This window comes from Oceanispirochaeta crateris (assembly GCF_008329965.1).
GTDB lineage: Bacteria > Spirochaetota > Spirochaetia > DSM-2461 > DSM-2461 > Oceanispirochaeta > Oceanispirochaeta crateris.
In genome coordinates this window covers 3,604,638-3,627,917 of the sequence record NZ_CP036150.1, presented here as the reverse complement: position 1 = coordinate 3,627,917, position 23,280 = coordinate 3,604,638, and the positions used below count along the sequence as shown (strand labels likewise).

Annotated in this window: 22 protein-coding genes; 11 read left to right on the top strand and 11 right to left on the bottom strand. The window is 44.7% G+C overall.

Going from position 1 to position 23,280, the window contains the following annotated elements:
• Nucleotides 1-7 precede the first annotated feature (7 nt).
• Nucleotides 8-1,438, top strand: a complete 1,431-nt coding sequence (locus tag EXM22_RS16500) for a LysM peptidoglycan-binding domain-containing protein (RefSeq protein ID WP_149487575.1) — start codon at nt 8-10, stop codon at nt 1,436-1,438.
• 61 nt (nt 1,439-1,499) lie between these two features.
• On the opposite strand, the gene EXM22_RS16495 is transcribed toward EXM22_RS16500, so the two are convergent.
• From EXM22_RS16495 to EXM22_RS16485, 3 genes are read right to left on the bottom strand one after another with little or no spacing between them, the layout of a single operon-like run.
• Nucleotides 1,500-2,537 (bottom strand): LPP20 family lipoprotein, encoded by a 1,038-nt coding sequence (locus EXM22_RS16495; RefSeq protein WP_149487574.1) that lies wholly within the window; start codon nt 2,535-2,537, stop codon nt 1,500-1,502.
• Nucleotides 2,538-2,549: 12 nt separating this feature from the next.
• Nucleotides 2,550-3,947, bottom strand: coding sequence for a COG3014 family protein (locus EXM22_RS16490; protein WP_149487573.1), 1,398 nt, complete (start codon nt 3,945-3,947; stop codon nt 2,550-2,552).
• A gap of 7 nt (nt 3,948-3,954) precedes the next feature.
• Complete coding sequence (locus EXM22_RS16485; RefSeq protein WP_246157039.1) at nt 3,955-4,551, bottom strand: penicillin-binding protein activator LpoB; 597 nt, start codon at nt 4,549-4,551, stop codon at nt 3,955-3,957.
• A 251-nt stretch (nt 4,552-4,802) separates the two neighbouring features.
• On the opposite strand from EXM22_RS16485, the gene EXM22_RS16480 reads away from it, so the two are divergent.
• The gene (locus EXM22_RS16480) at nt 4,803-6,122 is read left to right on the top strand and encodes a homoserine dehydrogenase (protein WP_149487572.1); all 1,320 of its coding nucleotides are present in this window, start codon (nt 4,803-4,805) and stop codon (nt 6,120-6,122) included.
• Nucleotides 6,123-6,128: 6 nt separating this feature from the next.
• Nucleotides 6,129-8,501 carry a glycogen/starch/alpha-glucan phosphorylase gene (locus EXM22_RS16475; RefSeq protein WP_149487571.1) on the top strand — a complete coding sequence of 791 codons (2,373 nt, stop codon included), beginning with the start codon at nt 6,129-6,131 and terminating at the stop codon, nt 8,499-8,501.
• Here EXM22_RS16475 and EXM22_RS16470 read toward each other — a convergent pair.
• On the bottom strand, nt 8,481-9,185 hold the full coding sequence (locus EXM22_RS16470; protein ID WP_149487570.1) for a DUF554 domain-containing protein: 705 nt from the start codon (nt 9,183-9,185) through the stop codon (nt 8,481-8,483). The genes EXM22_RS16475 and EXM22_RS16470 overlap by 21 nt on opposite strands.
• Before the next feature lie 133 nt (nt 9,186-9,318).
• Between EXM22_RS16470 and EXM22_RS16465 the strand changes: the two genes are divergently transcribed.
• Nucleotides 9,319-9,654, top strand: coding sequence for a hypothetical protein (locus EXM22_RS16465; protein WP_246157038.1), 336 nt, complete (start codon nt 9,319-9,321; stop codon nt 9,652-9,654).
• Nucleotides 9,655-9,732: 78 nt separating this feature from the next.
• Complete coding sequence (locus tag EXM22_RS16460) at nt 9,733-10,188, top strand: outer membrane protein assembly factor BamD (RefSeq protein WP_149487569.1); 456 nt, start codon at nt 9,733-9,735, stop codon at nt 10,186-10,188.
• A 35-nt stretch (nt 10,189-10,223) separates the two neighbouring features.
• On the opposite strand, the gene EXM22_RS16455 is transcribed toward EXM22_RS16460, so the two are convergent.
• Nucleotides 10,224-11,348 (bottom strand): vWA domain-containing protein, encoded by a 1,125-nt coding sequence (locus EXM22_RS16455; protein WP_149487568.1) that lies wholly within the window; start codon nt 11,346-11,348, stop codon nt 10,224-10,226.
• Nucleotides 11,349-11,391: 43 nt separating this feature from the next.
• Here EXM22_RS16455 and EXM22_RS16450 point away from each other — a divergent pair, with 43 nt between their 5' ends.
• Nucleotides 11,392-12,483 (top strand): lipoprotein TP_1001-related protein, encoded by a 1,092-nt coding sequence (locus EXM22_RS16450; RefSeq protein WP_149487567.1) that lies wholly within the window; start codon nt 11,392-11,394, stop codon nt 12,481-12,483.
• A 12-nt stretch (nt 12,484-12,495) separates the two neighbouring features.
• Here EXM22_RS16450 and trxA read toward each other — a convergent pair whose 3' ends face one another.
• The 6 genes from trxA to EXM22_RS16420 form a co-directional block, all read right to left on the bottom strand.
• Entirely contained in the window at nt 12,496-12,816 is a 321-nt protein-coding gene (gene trxA / locus EXM22_RS16445) for a thioredoxin (protein WP_149487566.1), read from the bottom strand.
• Between the two features lie 4 nt (nt 12,817-12,820).
• A complete protein-coding gene (locus EXM22_RS16440) occupies nt 12,821-13,576 on the bottom strand; it encodes a hypothetical protein (protein ID WP_149487565.1) in 756 nt (251 codons plus the stop codon).
• Nucleotides 13,577-13,789: 213 nt separating this feature from the next.
• Nucleotides 13,790-14,710 (bottom strand): 2-hydroxy-3-oxopropionate reductase, encoded by a 921-nt coding sequence (garR, locus tag EXM22_RS16435; protein WP_281289996.1) that lies wholly within the window; start codon nt 14,708-14,710, stop codon nt 13,790-13,792.
• A gap of 165 nt (nt 14,711-14,875) precedes the next feature.
• Nucleotides 14,876-15,886 (bottom strand): AEC family transporter, encoded by a 1,011-nt coding sequence (locus tag EXM22_RS16430; protein ID WP_149487563.1) that lies wholly within the window; start codon nt 15,884-15,886, stop codon nt 14,876-14,878.
• Nucleotides 15,887-16,030: 144 nt separating this feature from the next.
• Nucleotides 16,031-17,176 carry a CdaR family transcriptional regulator gene (locus EXM22_RS16425; RefSeq protein WP_149487562.1) on the bottom strand — a complete coding sequence of 382 codons (1,146 nt, stop codon included), beginning with the start codon at nt 17,174-17,176 and terminating at the stop codon, nt 16,031-16,033.
• A gap of 151 nt (nt 17,177-17,327) precedes the next feature.
• Entirely contained in the window at nt 17,328-19,022 is a 1,695-nt protein-coding gene (locus EXM22_RS16420) for an FAD-dependent oxidoreductase (protein WP_149487561.1), read from the bottom strand.
• 112 nt (nt 19,023-19,134) lie between these two features.
• Between EXM22_RS16420 and EXM22_RS16415 the strand changes: the two genes are divergently transcribed.
• The 5 genes from EXM22_RS16415 (at nt 19,135) to EXM22_RS16395 (ending at nt 23,130) form a co-directional block, all read left to right on the top strand.
• Nucleotides 19,135-19,578, top strand: coding sequence for a DUF134 domain-containing protein (locus tag EXM22_RS16415; protein WP_149487560.1), 444 nt, complete (start codon nt 19,135-19,137; stop codon nt 19,576-19,578).
• A gap of 101 nt (nt 19,579-19,679) precedes the next feature.
• Entirely contained in the window at nt 19,680-20,783 is a 1,104-nt protein-coding gene (locus EXM22_RS16410) for an ABC transporter substrate-binding protein (protein ID WP_168203575.1), read from the top strand.
• A 4-nt stretch (nt 20,784-20,787) separates the two neighbouring features.
• Nucleotides 20,788-21,786 carry a FecCD family ABC transporter permease gene (locus tag EXM22_RS16405; RefSeq protein ID WP_246157037.1) on the top strand — a complete coding sequence of 333 codons (999 nt, stop codon included), beginning with the start codon at nt 20,788-20,790 and terminating at the stop codon, nt 21,784-21,786.
• 10 nt (nt 21,787-21,796) lie between these two features.
• Nucleotides 21,797-22,591, top strand: a complete 795-nt coding sequence (locus tag EXM22_RS16400; protein ID WP_149487558.1) for an ABC transporter ATP-binding protein — start codon at nt 21,797-21,799, stop codon at nt 22,589-22,591.
• The gene (locus tag EXM22_RS16395) at nt 22,588-23,130 is read left to right on the top strand and encodes a nucleoside-triphosphatase (protein ID WP_149487557.1); all 543 of its coding nucleotides are present in this window, start codon (nt 22,588-22,590) and stop codon (nt 23,128-23,130) included. Before EXM22_RS16400 ends, EXM22_RS16395 begins: the two co-directional genes overlap by 4 nt.
• Nucleotides 23,131-23,280: the final 150 nt, after the last annotated feature.

Below are 23,280 nucleotides of genomic sequence, written 5' to 3'. Positions count from 1 at the left end.
AGAACGCATGAACAAGAAAATCCTGTTTACTTTATTATTTCTTTCTCTGTTTATCGTAATGTCATGTAAAACAGCCCCGGAACCAGTAGAGGAACCGGTTGAAGAAGCCGTCCCTGAAGAGGTTATGGAAGAACCCGTTGTAGAAAGCGGACAAACCCTGACCCCTGTGGTAGAAGTGAAACCGGAAACTCCGGAAGTTCAACCAGTTTCCCGTGAGGAACTGGCTCTGGCACGTCAGGCACTGGAACGGGCTGAAATGGTCGAAGCGTCACGTTTTGCGCCGGACCTCATGGCAAGCGGGTACTCAGATCTTAAAGAAGCTGTAAATCTATCAGAAAGTGATCCGGATGCAGCCCGCCTCTTATTGGCAGGAGTGAAGGAAAAGGCTGAGAAAGCCTTTAACATGGGACGTGACGGCCTCAAGGCTGAAGCCTATGCCTCCCTGGAAAGCATGAAAACAAAACTGTTGGACATCAAGGCTGATAAATACAGTCCCGACCCATACAATCAGGTTTTGGATCAGTTTGCCCTGACAAAAAAGGAAATTGATGCCGAAAATCTCATGGAAGCCAAAAAAGCAATGGCTCTTTCAAAAACAAAAGCCAACAATCTGTATAAGATTCTTGATGAGAACATCCGATGGATTGAGATACTTGAAAGGGATACCGAAACCTACTTGAATGAAGCCGAAGCTGAAGAAGCCTATTTGTGGGCGGATGCTGAATTTAATCAGGCTGGCTATCAGCTTTCACAGGGTATGATCCAATTTCGTCAGTTCGATCTAAAAGGCAGTGAAGCCACCTTGAAAGAAGCAAAATTCAGAGCCAAGAATACCTTGTATCTAACGAGAGTCAGAAAACAGCAGGCTGAAAATGATGCCAGATTGATGCAGGTTCAAATGGAGCTTGAAGAAGCCTCCACACTGAAGATCCAGACAGAAACAGGAGAAATAAAAGAAGCATCTCCCTGGTCCGGAACGGATTATCTGAATCAAAATCCCCTGATGGATGCAAAAGCCGACGATTATGAAACCGAAGATTCTGAACTCGTAGAATATGACCTGACTCAGGTCATCGAAGAGGAAGAAGAAGAGATGATGCCTCCTGAAGAGGGTGTATCCACACTGTTGGAGAAGGCAAAAGTTCTCTGGCAGGAAGCCATTACCGAAAGAAATGCTGGTAACTTTGGAAAATCCAAAGAGCTTCTTTCTCAGGCCGAAGCCTACATCAGTGCCTATAAGGCGAATGCCGTTGGGAAGACCTATACTGTCGTCTATAGAAAAGTGAAGACCGACTGTCTCTGGAGGATATCTGAATACAAAGAGATCTACGATGATCCATTCCTCTGGCCAAAGATTTGGCAGCGGAATCAGAAATCGATCCCTAATCCGGATCTAATATATCCAGGACAGGTATTAATCATACCTCCTGTAGAATAAACAATTTCCAAAAAAACCCCTTAATCTTAAGGGGTTTTTTTGGGGGATGATGAAGATCTAATCAACTACCGGCGTAACTGTCAAAATAGGATTCTAAAGCACCGATAAACTTTTCATTCAGAACCTTTTCCATAGATCTGTAAGCCCGTGCTTCTGCCTCTTGCAAAGAGATGGCTGTTTCACGTTGCTGTTCATCCATTGTGACAACCATATCCCCTTTCTCATTGCGCATTTCCATAAAGAGATTCCATCTGAGATTCTTGTAATCATTATTCAGCAGAACTTCTTCCATAGCGATACGTCCTGTCACAGAGAGCCTGGCAGTTTCTGCTGAAACAGAAAATCCGCGATTGTTTAGGACCTGAGCAACCACATCTCCGACTTTACCGTTTTCATCCCCATCCACTCGAATCATGAAGACCATATTTTCTGCCGTATCTGCATGCAGGGAACGAAGCTCTTCAGGGCTATAGGGGAGCAAGACGGCCCTGGCAAAGGGCTGATAAATGATCTCCAACTGTTCCCTCAAAGCCTGAATTGACCGGTCCATGACAATGGCAGCATCCAGAAAACCGTAGCGTCTCAGGAGGTCCTCCTGACCTTCAGATTGGCTGATAAACAGATTAGCCCTGGTGGCATCCTGATCAATTCTCTGTCGGTAGATGTTTGCGGTTTCCATCCGGTCAATATAGGCGACAACATACACACGCCCTTCTGAACTGGTCCAAGATTCTCCAAAATGAACATTGATAAGGGTCTCATCTGAAAGCTGTGTGATAGACTCATCAGAGGTTGTTTCCATCTGGGATTCAAGGATGGTCTTCCCATCGGAAAGATCCTTGTAACGGGTACTGACAGTACTATCGACCTTAATTGTCGTTCTAAAGATTCTGGCCAATGAAGTCTGACCATTCTGTTTGGCACTCTTTAGAGAAGTCCCCTCGCCGATTTCCACCAAATATTTATCATCAGGATAGACGCTGTGTTTGTCATTGACCCAATCAGGAATTTTTCGTCCACCACTGCCCGAACCACCTGTTGCACAGGAAATCAGCAGTCCTGTAAGAATGATAGCCGTGATGATTTTTTTGAATTTCATTTTATGCTCCCTTTATTCTAATACGAAGGATTCTACAAGATTCAATTCTTCAGCCTGCAGATCCATGACACCCCGGTTGTCTCGGAAAAGAAGGGTGCTGTCATGATAGTATTCCACCGCAACAGTATGTTCTCCCGCGGGGATCTTTATATCTAAAGTATGAGCATAAGCCGGAAAATACTGAGAAGTCCTCAAGTCAGCATTTTCTGTCGCATCTACGGCAACATCCAGCGCAATACCCATCAGAAGCCCCGCCATGGGGCCTGCTTCATTCATTTGATTCTTAGCCGATTCTTTCAAGATTCCTTTGGTCACGGTTCTCAATATGGATTTCCCGATAACCAAAGGCTGTTTTATACGAAAGATTTCTTTTGAGATACTCTCCATCTTTTCGAAGAGTGGAATTTCTTTCACAGGAATTCCATCTAAAACCAGGACGATCCGATTGGCTCTGCTACCCATAAGATCCATCCGAGGATATTCAAATTTAAAATGAAATCCCCCATCGATCCCGGGCATACTCAGAAAATTAAAACCGACATTGGATTTCACATATTCTTCGCTCTGACTGGCAGAAGTAATCATCACAACTCCCGGAAGAGTGGTAAGGTAGAAGGTCTCGGCCAGTTTTCTGGGAGCCATACCAGAAAAAGCAATGACACTCAGATGAGCCATATCCCGGTCCATTGTGAGTTCTGGCAGTTCGTTCAGAGGAAAATCATACAATTGTTTTTGGTTTTTAAAAGCCTGCTCAATGTTGTCTCTCTCTATGCGGGCACTGTCCAGGCTGTTCTCATAACGATACAAAAGCAGTCCCAGATAACGGGCCAGGGCATCATTATAGAATCGTGTTTCAATGGGAGTGATTTCACCCTCCGCCTCATCAGACTGATTGTATTCCTCTATTAGTTTTCGGTATTTGTCTTCCAGTATGTTCAACTTAATATGAATCCTCCGGATTTCCACCAGAGCGGATTCAGGATCACCCAGAGCAATGTAATTCAGTCCTTTAAAGACATTCAGATAAATATCTTCATAGTCCTCACCCCCATAGTCCAAGGCATTATCGTTTAAAATACCCGAAGTCAGCATTTTAGAGATGCTCTTTGTATAGAGTTCCTCAATGCCCCTTTCCGCCTCACTTAAGGCGGCATTACTCTTTTCATACTCACCGGCATAATGATAAAGCATCCCGACATCAAGGTTGTAAAGGACCCGGTCCTTTTCCTTATATGCCTCGTCCCGATACCCTTCAATAATCAAACTGGCAGCGGCAAAATCTCTTTTTGCCAACTGCTCATTCGCCTCCACATACTGATATTGATAGGTCTTAGTACTGGCACAGGAAGCCATGGTCAACATGATCGGGAAAAGGATCAGATATTGTAATTTATTTTGAAATGAGGGCATTCCCTGTCTACCAATTTGACTTTGACTGTTTAATAAACTTCTTTACTTCATTGGATCCAATCCATACTTTTTCATTATTTTCGAGATGGATCAATTCCATGGCGACCTGATACTTGATGACTTTTTCTCCATCCACAGCGTCTGTGATGGATGTGATGACACCCTGAAGCATAAAGTCAGCACCTGTTTCTGAAGCCAAAGCCTTTGCGGTCGCTTCAGTAGCATTGGACTGCTGGTCTTCCCGCTCTTCTCTGACTTCCTGTCGTTCTTCTTTGTTGGCCACAAAACGGATACGGCCGCTGTTTATCAGCTCTTTTTCTATGTCTTTGATGAAAGTCAGAACTTCGATATGTTCAGAGCTCTTGTTACTGACAGTCCCAACGATAAGAACTGGTTTTTCACCGTTTGAAGCCAAAAAATCATCTAACCAAGGGCGCGAAAGGACATCGGCTACAATTTCCTCGGCGGTTAGTCTGGAATCTGTATCATTCCAGCGTCCACTCAAATCAATGACTTCATCGGAAGAAATCCTGCTGACCTTGGTGGAGGCACAACCGGATAATACAAGCAGTATGATGCCCAGGGGAAGTAAGCGTTTCATCATAAAAAAATCTCCTCTCTCATTCGCTGGAACTCCTCAGTAGTTCAGAGGAGTTCCTTCTCAATTATCATGTCTTAATATTTATTTCTTATATTGTAATTCATTTCAATTCATTATCCACCAGGTTTCCTGAATTATCCCTGCCTTTTTTTATATGCTTTTATACAGAGACACTCAACTCTTGAATAAAACCCTCTCATATTTGATAATCCTGCATAAGAGTTTTTACTTTACAATTTCAGGAGTTAATATATATGGAAGAAAAAGGTCAATACGGTGTAGCACTTGTTGGATGTGGAATAGTCGGAGGCGGAACAGCCAGAATCCTGACACAAGACAAAACATTCCTGCAGGAACGTACGGGCATCTCCCTGTACCTGAAATATGTGACAAGCAGAAACTACACCAATGCCAGGTCCATTGGAATTCCAGAAGACCTCTATGAACAGGATTACGACAAAGTTCTTTCAGATCCTGATGTTTTTGTAGTAGTGGAACTCATTGGTGGACTCACCGATGCCAAGAGGATAATCATAGCAGCCCTGGAAGCAGGGAAACATGTTGTGACCGCCAACAAAGCCCTTATGGCTCATTATGGACCGGAGCTATTTGCTCTGGCACGGAAAAAGAATGTGACCATAGGCTTCGAGGCCAGCTGCGGCGGCGGAATTCCTATCGTAAAAGTAATCACAGACGGTCTGTTGGCAAATAAAATCGAAGCGATGTACGGCATTGTCAATGGAACCTGTAACCATATCCTTACAGAAATGACCGAAAAAGGAGAGAGCTACCAGCAAGCCCTCAAATCGGCACAGGAAGCAGGACTTGCCGAAGCCGACCCCACACTGGATGTTACCGGTATGGACTCGGTTCATAAGCTCACCATTCTCGGGTCCCTCGCCTTTGGAGAAAGGGTAGACCTGGATTCCATCCCCGTAACAGGAATCGACACCCTGGATCTTTATGATATTGAGTCGGGAAAAGAACTGGGATACATCATGAAGCTGTTAGCCATAGGACAGAAAACAGACAAGGGTCTTGCCTTGAGTGTTGCTCCGGCATTTGTTCATACTGTTCATCCACTGGCCAGAATTTCCGGAGCCTTTAATGCGGTCAGTATTTACGGCCATGCCGTAGGCCATACCATGTATATGGGACGGGGTGCCGGTAGCTCTCCCACGGCCTCCGCAGTTGTCTCTGATATCATTGCCACTGCTCTGGGAATCACATCCAAAGCGTTCGAAACGCTCAATTTGTGGCCAGATAGGACCCAGAAAGCCAGGCAGCTGGCTCCAGAAGACCTGATAAGCCGCTATTACCTGAGATTCATGGTCAAGGACAGACCCGGAACTGTGGCTCGTATCAGTTCAATCCTAAGCAGCAATGGAATCAGCATCACGTCACTCCTTCAGAAAGAAGAAGCCAAAGATAACATTCCTCTGGTTATGACAACTCATGAAGCCAGAGCCGGAGCAGTGACCCAGGCCTTAAAAGAAATCGAAAATCTGGAAGAGACCGTCAGTGCTCCCATATTCATACGTATTATAGAAGAGCATCCAGAATCATTCCTCTAAGGAGCCATGATGATGAGAGAAGAAATCAATTCGGGCCAGCTTGAAAGACTCCTGAATGAAGAAAACGGAATTCTCTCTGGGAAAGATTTTATTCTCAGACTGACATCCTATATGAACCAGGAAATGACCCTGAGGAAGGAAGAAACCTCCTCCCTGGATCGCAAAGAGGACAATAGAAGACTGTGCTATCTTTCTGCTGAATTTCTGACAGGTAGATTGCTCCACCAGAATCTATTGGCTTTGGGAATCCTGGACAGGGTAAAGGAACTGGCCTCCCGGCATAATCTGAACCTGACCGACGTCCTTGAAGAAGAATGTGACCCGGGCCTGGGAAACGGTGGGCTAGGTCGCCTGGCATCCTGTTTTCTTGACTCTCTTGTCCATCTGGATCTCCCTGCCACGGGATATGGTATTTGCTACCGCTTTGGCTTGTTCAAGCAAAGCCTGCAGGATGAAAGACAGAAGGAACAGCCTGATAACTGGCGACATGAAGACCTCTGGGGACAGGAGAATAGAAGTAAATGTTACCGGATTCCCTTTGGAGGATCTGTGGACATCAGCTGTAATGAATCTGGAGAATTGAAATTTAAACTTATTCCAGAATTTGAAATTCTTGCCATCTCGGTGGACTATCCTGTTTCTTCCACATACAACAATCGTGTCCAGCCCCTGAGACTCTGGAAATCCGAGGCCCCCGAGGGGTTTGATCTGGATCTCTTTAATCGTGGAGATCATGGAAAAGCCTGGAAGCAGATCAATACAGCAGAGTCTCTCACTGCTGTTCTCTACCCGGGTGATGAAGCAGAATCGGGAAAAAAACTCCGCCTCAAACAACAGTATTTTTTCGTGTCAGCCTCCCTGCAGGACATGATGGCAGAATTCAGAGAAACTCATGATCCCCATTGGACTGCCTTTCCTGATAAATATGTGATACAGCTGAATGACACCCACCCAGTACTGGCTATCCCGGAACTGATGAGACTCTTTCTGGATCAGGAAGGATTGTCCTGGGAGGAAGCGTGGAACATCTGCACAAGGGTTTTTGCCTACACCAACCATACCGTCCTGGAAGAAGCTCTTGAGAAATGGCCTGTCAGTTCTTTGAGAGAGCTCCTACCCCGCATTATGCTGATAATAGAGGAGATCCAAAGGCGTTTGGAAGAAGAATCCGGAACTCCTTCTATCATACAGAATGAGTATGTTCATATGGCGGCCCTGGCTGTTTATGGAAGTTTTTCGGTGAATGGAGTGGCCGCCCTCCATTCCAGACTCCTGACCGAAACGGTTCTAAAAGACTGGTATATCCGTTTCCCCCAACGCTTTAACAACAAGACAAATGGAATAACCCACCGCCGTTGGCTGATGCAGTGCAATCCGGCCCTCACGAACCTCATCAATGATCTCATAGGCAATGAGTGGCAAAGGAAACCGCATCTTCTCAGCGGTCTCAATCAATATAAAGATGATTCATCTGTCCTGGAAAGATTGGGCCGCATAAAACAGGGGAACAAGGAACTCTTCAACCGGTGGATTCACATGGAGAAGGGCTTAAACTGCCCCCCTCATTACCTTTTTGATTTTCAAGTAAAACGCATCCATGAATATAAAAGACAGCTCCTCAACATACTCTCTATCCTGCAAAAATACAGAGCTCTCAAAAATAATCCTGATATTCAGGAAATACCCCACCTCTTCCTTATGGGAGGCAAGGCTGCCCCAGGATATTACATGGCCAAGGAGATCATTCATCTGGCTTGCCGCTGTTCTTCAGTCATTAACAATGATCCCCTATGCCGGGACAAATTACAGCTCCTGTTCCTTCCAGGGTACAATGTGACCATGGGGGAGAAAATATTCCCTGCGTCAGAACTGTCCCAGCAGATATCAACGGCCGGCAAGGAAGCTTCCGGAACAGGAAATATGAAGTTTATGATGAATGGAGCGCTGACTCTAGGCACCATGGACGGAGCCAATATTGAGATTTTCAAAGCATCCGGCAAGGAAAATAATATCCCCTTTGGAATGAGTTCCGAAGAGGTCGTTCATTACAGAAAGGAATACAACCCTAAAACTTTCATAGAAGGAAATCAGGAAATAAAGGCTCTTTTTCAGGAAATAGAAAACGGACTTCTGGGTAATCCAGACGAATTCAGAGACCTTCTGGAACATCTATTTAAAGAAGATCCCTATCTTGTACTGCCAGAACTGGAGGCCCACACGGCAGCCATAAGCAAAGGAGAAAGGCTCTACTCGGACAAACAGAACTGGTTGCAGAAAAGCCTTATGAATATTGCGTCTTCGGGGATTTTTTCATCAGATAGAACCATAGGCGAATATGCCTCGGATATATGGAAACTCTCAGCCCGTAAAGCGGACTAACCAGGGATCTGCCAACTGAAACAGGATTACCAGGAATAAAGCAGGCATGAAGTTGGCGGTTTTAATCTTCTTCAAATGGAGAAGATTAATCCCAATCATAATGACAAGCAATCCTCCCACAGCCGAAACAGCATCGATCATGGGCTGCTCAACATAGGGTGCCACATAAGTGGAGAGGATTGTCAAAGCTCCCTGGACAACCAAAACTGAAACAGCGGAAAAAGCAACACCGACTCCCATGACAGCAGACAGCAAAACGGCAACAGATCCATCCATAACCGATTTGAGCAGCAGCAGCTGATAGTCTTTATCAATTCCTGCTTTGAAAGAGCCCACAATGGTCATGGCCCCCACACAAAACAGGACACTAGCATCTAAAAACCCAAGAGCGAACTGTCCTTTTCCCATTGAACTTGGAAGCTTGGACTTCATCCATTCACCAAAACGCAAAACCATGTCTTCAACACCAATCCAGGTACCGAGAAGCCCCCCCAAAACGAGAGAAAAGACCATGTAAAGGGCATTGCATGGCTCTTGTGCCATTGTCATTCCCAAAACGAAGGTAAAGATGCCCAGAGCAGTAAAGACTGTCTGCTCATACTTATCATGAATTCTGCCCTTGAGAACAAGGCCGAGGAGTGAGCCGAAGAGAACGGCTAGGGCATTAATGACTGTTGCGATCATGAGATGATAATATCGGATTGGCTGATGAATGAACAGTCATTTCAGATCTTTCTAAAACTTATGCACCTTTGAGCCGACAATCATAAGGAGCAGCGTGTAACCCACGTTGAGCACTACAGGAGGTGTACAATCAATGTACAAAGAAACAACTATCACACAGGCACATCAAGCACCGGAACCCCCCATTCAGGAAACCTATGCCGATAAGATATACTGCGCCAACTGCATACACTGTAAACTCATCCGCTCCAGTACCGGCAACAATGATCAATACCAGCTTAGGGTCCGCTGCGATGCGGGGAAATGGAAAAAGAAGTTGGGTGAGGAAAAATTCTACAAGTATTTTACTGTGGCGCGCAGGAGTACCGAAGACTGTGACCTGTATGAACCCATGGGGGATACAAAAACTTTTTTGAAAGAACTCAAAAAGACCCTCCCCATCAAGGATGAAGTTTACATTCTATCCTGAATGAGCCGTCTGTGCTGGTCTGACTTGAAAAGCCAGTCTCTGTAGAGTATTATGATCCTCATCATAATGAGGGAAATAATGCGAAAAAAAATCATTTATACAATAATACTGATATCAGTACTGCTCTCCTGTCAGTCGGTTCCCCGGGGAGTCGACCCGACATGGTCTGAAGAGATGTTTTTCAAACAGGCTCAGGAAGCTGTGGATAATAACAAGACGGCGACAGCCCTGTTTTATTACGAAGTATTCTTGATCCGGTATCCCGAAAGCCATGCAAGAGTGATCGCTGCGGAATATGAGAGAGCCATACTTCATAAAAAAATGGGTGCCGAAGATCTGGCAATTCAGGGTTTGAAGAAAGTCCTGGATCAATATGAAACCAGCAGTTACGTCATCCTTTTTCCACCTCGCTATAGGGTCCTGGCAGAAAAAGTACTAGCAGAACTTGAAGGCAAACCGATGGAAGAAGTTGATCCGGACAAGTATCCCGCCAGAAAGGTACCAGAAGGCAATGATTCCCGTCCTGCACGATAAATAAAAAAACGGTTTTCCATGGAAAACCGTTTTTTTTAATACTCCGAAGGAAGAAGAATGGGGTAAATGGAGATCCCGAGATCAGCCGCTTCCAGGTACACCATTTCCTTGGTAATTTCTCCTACAGGCTCCTCATGAGGAGGAGCATCACCCACCTGGATGATGATACGGTGATCTGCGGTCCATTCATAATTGGAAATGCCGCTGAAGATTCCCTCATAAACCGCTTCTGGAATATCTCGTCCCCCGGAAACAGTGATCCGATCAAGATGCCACTGCACCTTATCCATATCTGTTTGAAAGGGTATTTCTTTTGTCAAATAGGCTTCTTTGTAATCCCGGTATAGAACAATTCCGATCCGGAAGGATTCAAACCCCTCAATATGAGTCTTCACCAGAGGGACAAGTTTCTTCTGAATAAAATTGATGTCATTTTTCATGCTGACCGTGGAATCCACCACAAGAACAATATCGATGCTACCGCTTTCCACGGAGGTAATGATACGGCCGATTTTATCGACGGCATCATCACCGTCATCGGCACGGATAAATTCCCCCCCTGTCATAAGGGCAGCTTCTTCCATGATGTCTTCCAGCTCTTTATCCGCCACTTCGGGAATCACCGCAGGGGGGAGCTCTTTGATCCTTGTTGAAAGGATAAAAGGATTATCACTATAAACACCTGAATAATCAGCATAAGCCTTGGAAAAGGCACGGATGTTGAGCCAGGTCCCCTGACGGATATCTAATTGGCCTTCACGGCTCCATGCGTACCCATAAGTCAGCTGAAGAGGGACATAGATATGAAAAGCCATGTCCTCTATGAGTTCATTATATTCAGGGCTGGAATCGATGAGATAGAACATATTTCTATCCTTGGGGAGCAGCTCGCCATTCAGCATCCTAGGTTCGTCCCCATTAATATCGTTATACTCATAGGCCCTAAGAGCAAAGGAATCTCTCAGTTTTTCCGGATCCGCCGTAGATTCTGTCAGGAGTATAGAATTCATGCCCGGTTTTTGCCTGACCCAAAGGTGAAATCCTTCACCTGCCACCATATCGATATAAACATCACCCGGCTCAATGGTCAATTCCTGAGAAGACAGGACGGCCAGGGCAGCAGTGAACAAGAATGTAAAAACAGCTATACCTTTTCTCATGTTATATTTATCGGCTTTTTCTGCTCCTTCATGACGAGATTTTTTGAATCAGGGCATCATTCCTGCCCGTTATGGTTTCATGAAACACCGCAAGATGGAAAAAAGGAAAACATGCAGGACCTATGGACTTTTAACCCTGCTCTTCTCCATTGGGTGCTCGGCCTGTTCTCTTCAATGTAAAGAAGAATTTCTACTGGAACCGGACCTTTCCCCTCCCCGACTTCTTGAAATTTATCCCACTGACAGTCCTCAGGTCTCGATCCTCTTCGATGAGCCGGTGAAGGCCCAAAATGAAACGATTACACTGGATTCGGGAGACCCGGCTTTGCTGACCGTCAAAGATGAAAAGACACTGACCTTAGTCCCCCAAAAGTCCCTCATACCGGGCAGACAATATAAGGCATCCATAAGCGTGGAAGATCTCGGAGGCAACAGCTGCCGATTTGTCCTTCTCTTCTGGGGATGGAATCCCCGTGTTCCCGACCTTCTGATCAACGAATTTAATCCTGAAGGCTCTGACAGCAACCCCGACTGCATCGAACTCTATGCCCGTTCAGAGGGGAATACCGCCGGTATGTGCCTGTACTACGGAACTCGAAGATTTTACGAATACCGCTATGTTTTTCCGGATTTGGAATTAAATGAAGGGGATTATGTGATAATCCACTGCCGTCGTGAATTTCTGACTCAGGAGATCTCCGAAAATATGGATATGACTGCTTCGGGAGGAAAGCTCAGTTCTGATGAAGCCTGGGACCTCTGGTTCCCTGAAGATTCGGGCCTTTCGGGTGCGAACGGCATCCTGACGCTATACAACGCCCCGGATGGTGTGCTTCTAGATGGTGTTGTGTACTCGGATCGGGACCCCGACCCGGAAAATGATTATTTAGGCTGGACCAGCCGAACCTTTGACGCAGCTGCCGACCTCTATGAATCGGGAGCCTGGGAGTTTAGCAATGAATCCATCTCCCCAAAAGAAGCCATTCCCTCCCACTATACGACCGCAACCAGGTCCTTATGCAGAAACAGTACTTCATTTGACTCAAACAGTAATGCTGACTGGCACACAGTACCAACCAGCTCAAAAAGTTTTGGAGGGGTCAATACAGACGAAGAGTTTGTCCCTTCGTCGTAATGAAAGAGAGACTCAGAGAAGGCTTTTGAACATTTCTTCGATAGTATCCCGGGGTATAACACCAACATTTTGCTTAACAATTTCACCCTTATTAAAGACCATCAGGGTGGGAATGCTTTGTATATTATACCGTCCTGAGAATTCGGGGGCATCATCTACATTGGCTTTACAAACCTTGAGTTTACCCGCATATTCTTCGGCAATCTCAGCCACAAGGGGGCTAAGCATCTTACAGGGAACACACCATTCTGCCCAGAAATCGATAAGAACCGGAATTTCTGATTTCAATACTTCCTGCTCGAATGTCTCATCAGTAATAATTACTTCTGACATATAATTATCTCCTTTTTAAATCTTTCAGTCTAAAATCATTTATTATATTTTCAACATAATTATAGGCAATTTCAACACTTTCGTCCATTAATCCGCGATCCTGACATTCTAAGAGGATTTGATGCAACTCGTGGAGGAAAAAAGAAGCTCTTTTAATGCATTCCTGTGATTCCCTAAAGAGCTCTTTCGTGTACTTCCCTTTCTGGTTGAGTAAAAAAAGATATCTGTCTAAATCAGGCGGAACGGCATCTCCACCTACGGTGGTCATCCTATAAAGCCTATTTTCAAGGTTATAACTGACTGTAGAGGAGTGAACTTTTCTAATAAAGGATGAAATAGTAGTCCAATACTCATGGTCCAGAACTTTCAGAGCTCCATATAGCTTTTTGACCTCAATGGAGGCATCGTCATGGAGAACGATTTCGGGATAAGATTCTATTTTCTTTTCCAGTTCTTCCAAAATCCTGTCGGCAAAGCCTTTGACAGGACGTTCCACGGCTACTACGGGTCTCTGGGAACGGGCTTTTTGCGCTTCCCCTTCCCGAATGAGTCCTTGCAGGTATCCAATCTCGTCTCTTATAAAACGAGTCAGATCCACCCGGGCATGCAGAGCTTCTATATACCGGTCTTCAAAGGCTGATTTTTCATCAATAGAAGTCATATAGCTGATGATGTAGTCATCATATGTTTTGCGAAGCCGAACCAGAGCTGCATCTACTTCTTTTGACGTCAGCCTGTCCTTCTTTTTACGTTTAAACATTTCCTCATTATCAGCTATCCTGGCGTTACTGGTCAATGTAATGCCTAAAAATCAACAGAATTGATCAACAATTCAGCGACCTTAGATCCTCAAATTGTAGAGAGAAAAAAGCTAGTATTCCAAATGCTTATATAAATCTATTCAATTTAAAACTCCCGGAGAAGGATCACAAGAACTCCGGGACCTTATTTTCAGAGAAGAAGACCTAAGACATCATACTTTTCTTGTGACTTCTGCATTGGATATTTTTTCATAGAACTTCACAATGCTGGCATGATCTTCTACGCCGCAGCCATCCTGTTTTATGGCCTGCATGATCTCCATGGCCTGAGCGGCCAGAGGAAGAGGAGCCCCGACGGCTCTGGAAGTTTCCAGTGCATTGGCCATATCCTTGATGTGCAGATCTATCCTGAATCCGGGCTTAAAATTTCGATCCATCATCATCGGTGCTTTTGCATCCATGACAGTGCTTCCAGCCAAACCGCCTCTGATGGCCTGATAGACGAGTTCGGGATCTACTCCGGCCTTCTTGGCCAGGATCATAGCTTCCGAAACGGCTGCTATGTTGAGGGCGACAACAACCTGATTACACAGTTTCGTCGTGTTGCCTGCACCAATTTTTCCAACATAAACAACAGAACCCGCCATAACATCCAGGATCTCTTTGAACTTGTCAAAGACCTCTTTTTTACCACCCACCATGACAGCAATGGTTCCATCGATTGCCTTGGGTTCTCCACCAGAAACAGGGGCATCCAGCATATCCATCCCCTTCGCAGCCAATCCGGCTGCAACTTCCTGAGATGCTCCGGGGGAAATAGAACTCATATCGATGAGGACCTTGCCCGGAGCAGCAGATTCAATCAAACCATGTTCTCCCAAAGCCACTGTTTTTACATGGGGAGAATTAGGAAGCATGGTGATAATCAAGTCTGTTTGAGAGGCAATTTCTGCGGCTGTGTGGGCAGAACCAGCACCTGCTGCAACTAACTCTTCAACCGCGGTTTTATTCATATCTAAAACAATGAGTTTATGACCCGCTTTAAGCAGGTTTTTCGCCATGGGTCTCCCCATAATTCCAAGCCCAATGAATCCAATTTTCATACTACTTACTCCTTCCTGTCGTTTAGACACTGATATGGAGAGGGAAGACACAAAGGACCTCCCCTACCAGTACTCTGTATTCATTGAACCATACAGAAAGGCTGAAAGATATGTTCGGATAGTATCAAAAGGAATCCTACTTTTGTGCATCCTGCACATAGTGCATAATAGAATCAGGACTCCGTTAGAAAGGAATCAAAACTGGATAATCTTTAAAAAAATCATCAAATACAGGGGAAACATAAAAAGGTAGGCCCCATAGGTAGCAAGAATGGACAAAGCCGTTTCTTCTTCATTTCTTCCCGCCGTTTTTGTCATTATAGAAAAATTGGCAGGAGGAGGAATGAGGGCTTCCATGAAGAGAATAAGCAAGATGGCTGGAGCCAGATTCGATATGAATGGAACATGTTTCAGCAGGAGAAGGAAGCTAACAGGCAAGGCCAGATATCGTACGAACATGGGGGTCAAGGCAAATTTGAGATCTTCCTTAGAAAATGACTTTGAAAATTCCAAGTCTCCCACCATGGCTCCCAACACCAGTAAAATCAAAGGAGAGGTCACCGAGCCTAGAGTCTTTAAACCTCCATGTATGTAATGAAAAGGAAGTGAATAATTGTTGATAAGCGGCCCGGAACCCAAGAGACACAAGGTAAAGCCGATGAGGATTCCCAGAACCGGAGGTGTTAGAAACTGTTTGAACCGTATTTTCTCGGTAGATCCGGTAACCAGAGAATTTCCAAGGCTCCATAAGAGCGGACTATAGGTCAGTAAAAAGGAGCCTATGTAAAGATAAGGTAAAGAAGAACCAAAATATTCTTTAAACCCCGGAATTGTTACCATTAGAATATCAACCAGAGCCAACGGGATATAACCTGCATTCCCAAAACTACTGAGAGCCAGATAAACTTTTCTGGAAGACTTCGGGATACGGAAGACTCTGGCAAAAAATAAACTTAGGAGAAAAGACAAACCTATAACAATAAAAGTATACAAGGGAAAAAAAGCCCCGGAAATCAAATCAGACCGATTTAAAGAGGACATACGGGTAATAAACATGGCTGGAAGAGTCACTTTTACAAGTAATAGACTGATGGAAGAAAAAACATCCTTATTCCAGTGGGCATGCCGGCGCAGTATGAAACCGATGCTCCCTAATAGAAAGATCTGAATCAGCGAGTACAGCACAGGAAGGAAATACTGGGTCATTTAATTTATCCTTTTGCCTTCTGAGGCCAAGAGCATTAGCATCCATTTTTCAGAGATTTTTCATTAATAGCAATATGTATGACTTTTTTTGTTACAAGATCCCTTTATGCAACTCTTTCAAGCCCAATTGGACTGTGAATATTTTTATCTTTTGTCCAGGTAATATGCCAGCTCATTTAGGAACTCCCTATCGGATCCAATAAGCAGAGGATCGATATTCAAGGAGTTCTTCAATTTATTCAACCTGAAGGTTATGGTATTCCTATGAACATGAAGATCCTTACTGGTACTTACAATGTTGTAGTTATTGGCAGCCAGCGCCTTAATGGTCTCCACCATGACCAGCTTCTCATCCCCTTGGAAGAGTGTGAGGAATACTGAGAAAATATCATTATAAAATTTCATAGTCATTGAATTACGGATGTAGTCCTGGATGTGATCCAGAAAAAAAACGGCCCTATTTTTCTGTCTCTGATGAGGATAAAAAGCAATATGCTGAGCATGATGATAAGAGGTCCGAAACATATCCAATCGGGTTTGTAGACTTCCTACGTAATATTGAAGATCATGATCTTCCAGAACGACGGAGAGCTTTTCTTCCAAATCCCAAATAAATTTGAAGATCTGATCCTTATAGTCCCGAATGCCCTCATTTACCCGATTATCCAGGTTTTTCAATATGATTAGATCGTCATTCCTACCCTTGATGGCAATGCCCTTCCTGTTGGCTTCATTTTCAAAAGCCAGACTTCTCATAATTTTGTCTCTGTCTATTCTGGAAGAATAGCGGACAATAATGACAACGGCTAATTGCGGACTCACATTGCTATAACGTTCATGAAGTCTCTTCGCATCTTCCACATTAAATTCTTCTTCAAAAAGGATATAATGAAGGAATTTTTCAGCATCTCCTAATGACCTCTGTGTCATGGACATCTTTAAATCATAGGCGAGCATGGTTTCCATTGTTGTCTTCACAAAACCAGCAAAATTTTTAACATTGTCAGGATCTCCTGAGACGCAAATAACACCGATATGTTTGCCCTGGTGATCTATAAACATATTGATCCCTGGTTTTGTGCCTATGAAATGATCCTCTTCTGTAACCACTCCATTCTGTATTTGACCGGAAAGTAGACCATGAGCCACCTCATGAAAATCGCCGATTCGGCTGCTATCTTTACTGGCGATGATAACGCCTTCATGATTCATAATATTTACATTGTATGGGAGATTCTTTACGGTTTTCTGAATAAACTGCTGAGCAAACTCAGGAGTCAATATTGCCATAATTCCTCCTTATAATATGCAAATAACAGAGTCAAATTATCATGGCGTGATCTCTGTGTAAACACAGAGAAAAACTGTCATCATTAAAAAAGCCGGCCCATTGTTCCCGGACCGGCTTCACTTATATCATTTATTTTATAACTGTTTTACCTCATTTTTTACGAGGATAAGGCCAAGCCGCAATGCCTCCCTCCAAGACAGAGACATTGGTATATCCATGAGCCCGTAAGATACAGGAGGCTTCATACCCCCGTAAGGAGATCTTACAATATGTCACAATCTCAGCATCCTTGTTCTGAGGAAGTTTGGACAAATTGGAACGTAGGGCTCCCAGAGGAATTAGGACTTCACCAATACCAAGCTCCATCTGTTCAAACTCATCAGGGCCTCTTAGGTCCAAAATGAAAGGCGCCTTGCCACTGTCAATCTTTGCCTTCAATTCTACCGGCGAGATCCCATTCATCTGATGCTGCCATTTATTTTCCAGAAGATGAACGGCTGCAATAAAGTTATCAATAGCCGGTGAAAATGGAGGCGCGTAGGGTAAATCCAGATTGACCATTTCAGAGATGCATAACCTTCCATGGAGAGCCATAGCCGCCATAGCAACTCTTTTTGACACATCTCCTGTGCCTACAGCCTGCATTCCTAAAAATCTTCCGGTTGATTTAGCGGCAATCAGTTTAATAATAAGTGGAGAGGCACCCATGAATCCGGGCTTATCCGGAGCCGCATGAACAGCTGTGATGATATTTTGAAAACCTTCTCTCTCCGCTATCTTCTGAGACAAGCCGGTACTCCCTGCCGTAAAATCAAAGACTTTACAGATTCCTGTTCCAATGACCCCGTTATACTCCTCAGAATTTCCTCTCACTACATTCTGTGCAACCACACGTCCCTGTAAGTTGGCAGCATCACCCATGGGAAAATGCTGTTTATTGTGAGTAATGAGGTTGGTTACTTCCGTACAGTCCCCTGCTGCATAGATGAAAGGATCTGAAGTCTGCATAAAACGATTTACCTGAATACCCTTGGAGTCGCCTACTTTCAAACCGGCATTTAAAGCCAGACTGCTGTTGGGTTTAACACCAATAGAAATAACAGCATTGTCACAGGAAATAACTTCTCCTGAGGAGATCTCAACCCCTTTCAACTTTCCATTCTCACCTAAAAATTTGGTGACTCCTTTTCCGGTAATCACACTGACACCCTTGGAACACATGTGATTCTCGACAAGTTTAGCCATTTCCCAATCCAGAAATGGAAGAATCTGGTCCTGCATTTCAATGACGGTTGTATCAATTCCGGCCAATTGAAAGGCCTCACAGGTTTCGATGCCTATGAGACCACCACCGACTATGACAGCCTTTTTAGCCTTCTTGCTGACAACCAGGTCTTTGAGTGTGACCGCATCTTCCATACTCTGGAGTGTATGAATCCCATCCAGATCTATCCCTGGGATGGGAGGAACAACCGGAGAAGCTCCTGTTGCAATGACAAGCTTGTCATATGAGATTTCTTCTTCTTTACCTGTGGGAATGTTTTTTACAAGCAACTTTTTTCCGGTTCTGTCGATGCTCATGGCTTCTGTTTCAATCAGAGCCGTTATATTTTTGACCTTTGAAAAGAACTGGGGATCCCTGGCGACCCCAGTGGGTGTGGCAATCAAGGCTCCTGGATCATCAAATACCCCCCCGACGAAGTAGGGATATCCACAGGAAGCCATGCTGAGATATTTTCCTTTCTGGATCATTATAATTTCAGCTTGTTCATCAAGCCTTCTAATCTTAGAAGCTACTTTTGGACCGGCTGCTGAACCACCGATAACGACGTATTTCTGGGCCATACTCTCTCCTCATATTGAACTATGGTTCATATTAACAAGTCTGTGCTAAGCCTGTAAAGAGAGTTTTTGTGAACTATTGTGTAAAATCAAGAATAAAAATAAGATATGGACTATGGGTAGAAATGAAATTGTCAGATCTGTAAATTCTCCACCAAGGTTTTTTCGCTTTAATGCCGAAGATTCTCCCACCAGTCAGAAAAAACCTATTGAACTGCATCTGGATGAATATGAAGCATTGAGGTTGGCAGACAAATTGAACTACGACCACAAAGATGCCAGCAGGATTATGAATATATCCCGTCCCACATTCACCAGGCTTCTGAATCGGGCTCGAAAAAAAGCGGCCGACTTCCTCACCGATGGCGGTCCTCTTGAAATAGCGGGAGGGAGAATCTTATTTGCTTCCAACGTGTATTGCTGCAAAACATGTCACAGGCCCTTCCAGGTAGAACCGGGGGAGGCCATTTCATGCCCACGCTGCAATGGGAACCAGGTGATCAAGGCTCAACCATCCTGCCAGCATGACTGCCGATGTTGCGAAGAGTCTGACGCCTAGGAAAAATGGCCCTTCTTCCACCATCTCTGAGCTTGGCCGAGGTTGTCAGTCCATTTTTATCTGATATTTACAAGCCTTCACTGCTGAACTATTCTATACCCATGAAAACTACAAAATTTATAATAACACTCATGCTAATGAATCTTTCATTGATGTGGGCAGGAGGAGCCCAGGACAGCTCCATACCCTCCAAGAACGAAACGATTGAGACCTCTATAACAATTCAGGACTCCCTAGGAAGAACAGTCGTTCTGCCGGGAGTTCCCGAAAGGATTGTTCAGGCAGGATCATCGGCTTTCCTTGTAAATGATGCCTTATTCCTCTTTCCTGAAGCCAGAGAACGTGTTGTAGGTATGGCCGATGGAAATCAGGGTCGAGGGAATTTTCTTCCCATCGTCGATCCCTCATACGATGAAAAAATTATTTTTCCACGGACAATCAACATAGAAGAGATTCTGTCTGCGTCGCCGGATCTGGTAATCATGAAAGATTTTCTGTTCAGCAAATATGACAAAGAGTTCCAGAAAGTTGGCTTACCTGTCATCTATATGGACCTGGAATCCCCAGAAGCCTGGGAGAGGGATCTTGCAATTTTAGGCCAGATCTTTGGCAATCCCCAAAGGGCAATGGATCTGCAGAATCTATTCTCTGAATACACAATGAACGTTGTGAATCCTCTAGAAGGGTTAAAGAGTGAAGATAGGAAGAAAAGCCTGATCCTCTACTATTCAGAAAAGGATGGGACCGGAGCATTTCAGGTTCCCCCTCTTACATTTATCCAGACAAAGATGCTCGAAATGACAGGATCAGATCCTGTTTGGACCGATGCAGATATGGGAACACGATGGACAACAGTTGGATTTGAACAGATAGCCGCCTGGAATCCTGATCAGATTTTTCTCATCTCCTATAGGACGCCTGTCTCCGAAGTTCTCAATATCATGAAAGAGAATCCCTACTGGATGGAACTGAGCGTGAATCAGGGAGGGGAGATCCATCCTTTCCCCATGGATTTTCATAGCTGGGACCAGCCGGATCCCCGCTGGCTCCTGGGACTGCAATGGATGGCGTTTGTGTCTCATAATGAGATTTTTCCCGAAACAGACATGAATCTTAAGGCTCAACAATTCTTTGCCGATTTCTACGATATCTCAGAAGAAGATTACAGCAACAAAATTTATCCTATAGTAGAAGGGCTAGAATAGAACCGTGGGGGAAAAAAAGCCTGTATGGGTAAAAAATATCCTCCTCATACTGCTCCTGGTGGTTCTGGTCTTCGGATCGCTGCTTCTGGGACGCTATCCAAAGCCGGGGTTCATAGGATTGGATGAGGCTATCAGGAATCCTATTGCCTGGAATATTATCCTAAACCTGAGGCTTCCCCGCATTATAGCAGCTGTAATTCTCGGCAGCACACTGGCATTGACAGGCTTGGTCTTTCAAACAATTCTTGGCAACCCTCTTGTGGAACCGGGGATTCTGGGCGTGTCTCAAGGGGCGGCCTTTGGGGCAGGACTAATGATTGTCCTCAATGTAAAAAGTCCTCTGGCCCTTCCCTTCTCGGCAGCTCTATTCTCTTTGCTGGCTTTGGGATTGGCTTGGTCTCTGGCCAAAGCCATCCGCTTTGGCGGATGGATCATTCGCCTCATTTTATCAGGAATTATAGTATCAGCGGTGTTCTCATCGGGCCTGGGTATTTTAAAATATCTGGCAGACCCCAGAAGCCAACTACAGGAGATAACCTTCTGGATGATGGGTGGACTCTCGGGGATTGGTTGGACTGAATTAAAATATTTGATTCCCTTTACTGTCCCGGTCCTTATTCTAATTTTCATATTAAGATGGCGGCTGAATCTTCTTTCCATGGGAGACAGAACAGCTCACTCTCTGGGTATATCTCCGATCCTGGAAAAAAACATTTTCCTCTTTATGGCTGTACTGGCAACGGCGGCAGTAGTCTCGTACTGTGGAATCATTGGTTGGATCGGTTTGATCATTCCTCATATAGCCAGAAGAGTCGCCGGCAGCGACACGGCAAAATCCGTTCCGACAGCTCTTATTACTGGCGGTATTTTCGCCCTAATCAGCGATGATACAGCCAGGACCATCAGCACGGGAGAGATTCCCTTGGGAATTCTGACCTCACTAGCGGGAGCCCTGATCTTCACTCTCCTCATGGTTTTTTCACCTCTCAGGAGACATTTATGAGAGGGCTTACATGAAAAAGATCATAGAATTCAGGAATGTCAGATTTCATTGGCATTCTAAAAACCCACCTCTTTTTCCCTCATTGAACATGCAGGTCCCCGAAGGCAGGGCCACAGCTTTGTTGGGCCCCAACGGAGCTGGAAAGACAACCATTATGGACCTCGCTCTCGGTTGGCGTTCTCCTCAAAGTGGTGAGGTTCTGCTTCAGAATCATCCAATTATGCGTTGGAATTCCAAAAATAGAGGACAATTTATGGCCCTGGTTCCTCAAGACGAAGTCGTTCAATTTGATTATTCAGTTCTTGAATACATTCTATTGGGTCGGGTTCCCTATCTCCCCCCCCTGGGGACACCGGGAGCTAAGGATGAAGCAATCGCCAGAGACGCCCTAAGTGAGGCGGGTATTGACCACCTTGTTGATAGAAAAGTATCACGCTTAAGCGGAGGAGAAAAGCAGTTGGTTCTATTGGCCAGAGCTTTGACACAGCAGCCCGAACTCCTACTCCTGGATGAACCGGCATCCCACCTCGACCTTCAAAACAGAGAGAAAATACTCAAAATACTAAGGACCTTAAAAGAAAAAGGAATAAGCCTATTTTTTACGTCCCATGACCCGGAACTCGTACTTAGACTGGCAGATCATGCCATCCTTCTTAAGAATGGTTCGGTGATTCATTCGGGACCTTCTGAAAAGATTTTAAATGAGAAGAACCTGACAAGCCTCTACAATGTTCCTGTAAAAATCAGAACCATTGACAAACGAACCGTTCTGATTTGGGGCCAATCCCCACAAAGACCAGAATGAAAAGATTTATCCTCACAGGAGACAGAGAAGCCGGAAAGACCACGTTCTGTCGCAGCTTATACAAGAAAGCCAGGACAAGAGAGATGACCGTCGCGGGCATCATCACCCTGACGAGCAGGAAAGACGAGCTTAGAGCCCTGGACCTGTTCTCAAGTGAAACCCGCCGGCTTGCAGAGTTTAACAAGTCGTTTCAGGTCATGACTAATCAAGGAAACAGAGAACTTAGCACAAGACAGTGGATTTTTGACCCTTCTGCCATAACATGGGGCAATTCGCAGATCATGAAAACACCAAAGTGCAACCTATTTATACTCGATGAAGCAGGGATACTTGAGTTTGAAAGAGAGCAAGGCTGGACAGCGGGGTTGTCCAGAATAGACTTACAGAAAGATGACTGCAGCATAGTAGTGGTACGTCCGGAACTGATCAGTCAGGCTTTAGAACGATGGATAGATTCAGAAGTCCTGATGATTGATAAAGATAGGAATCCTCACCATGAAGAGGCACTCATGATGAGGATTCTGGCAAACAGATATTAACTCTATAATTATGAACTTTATCTAACCAATAGTTCTGATAATGAATCTCATCAGAAGTTAGAATTTTAAAAAAACTCCATTATTTCCCCTGTTCCTTTCCCGCCCACTAAAGACAGCAAGCAGCACACAGAAATAATATCATCAATCACG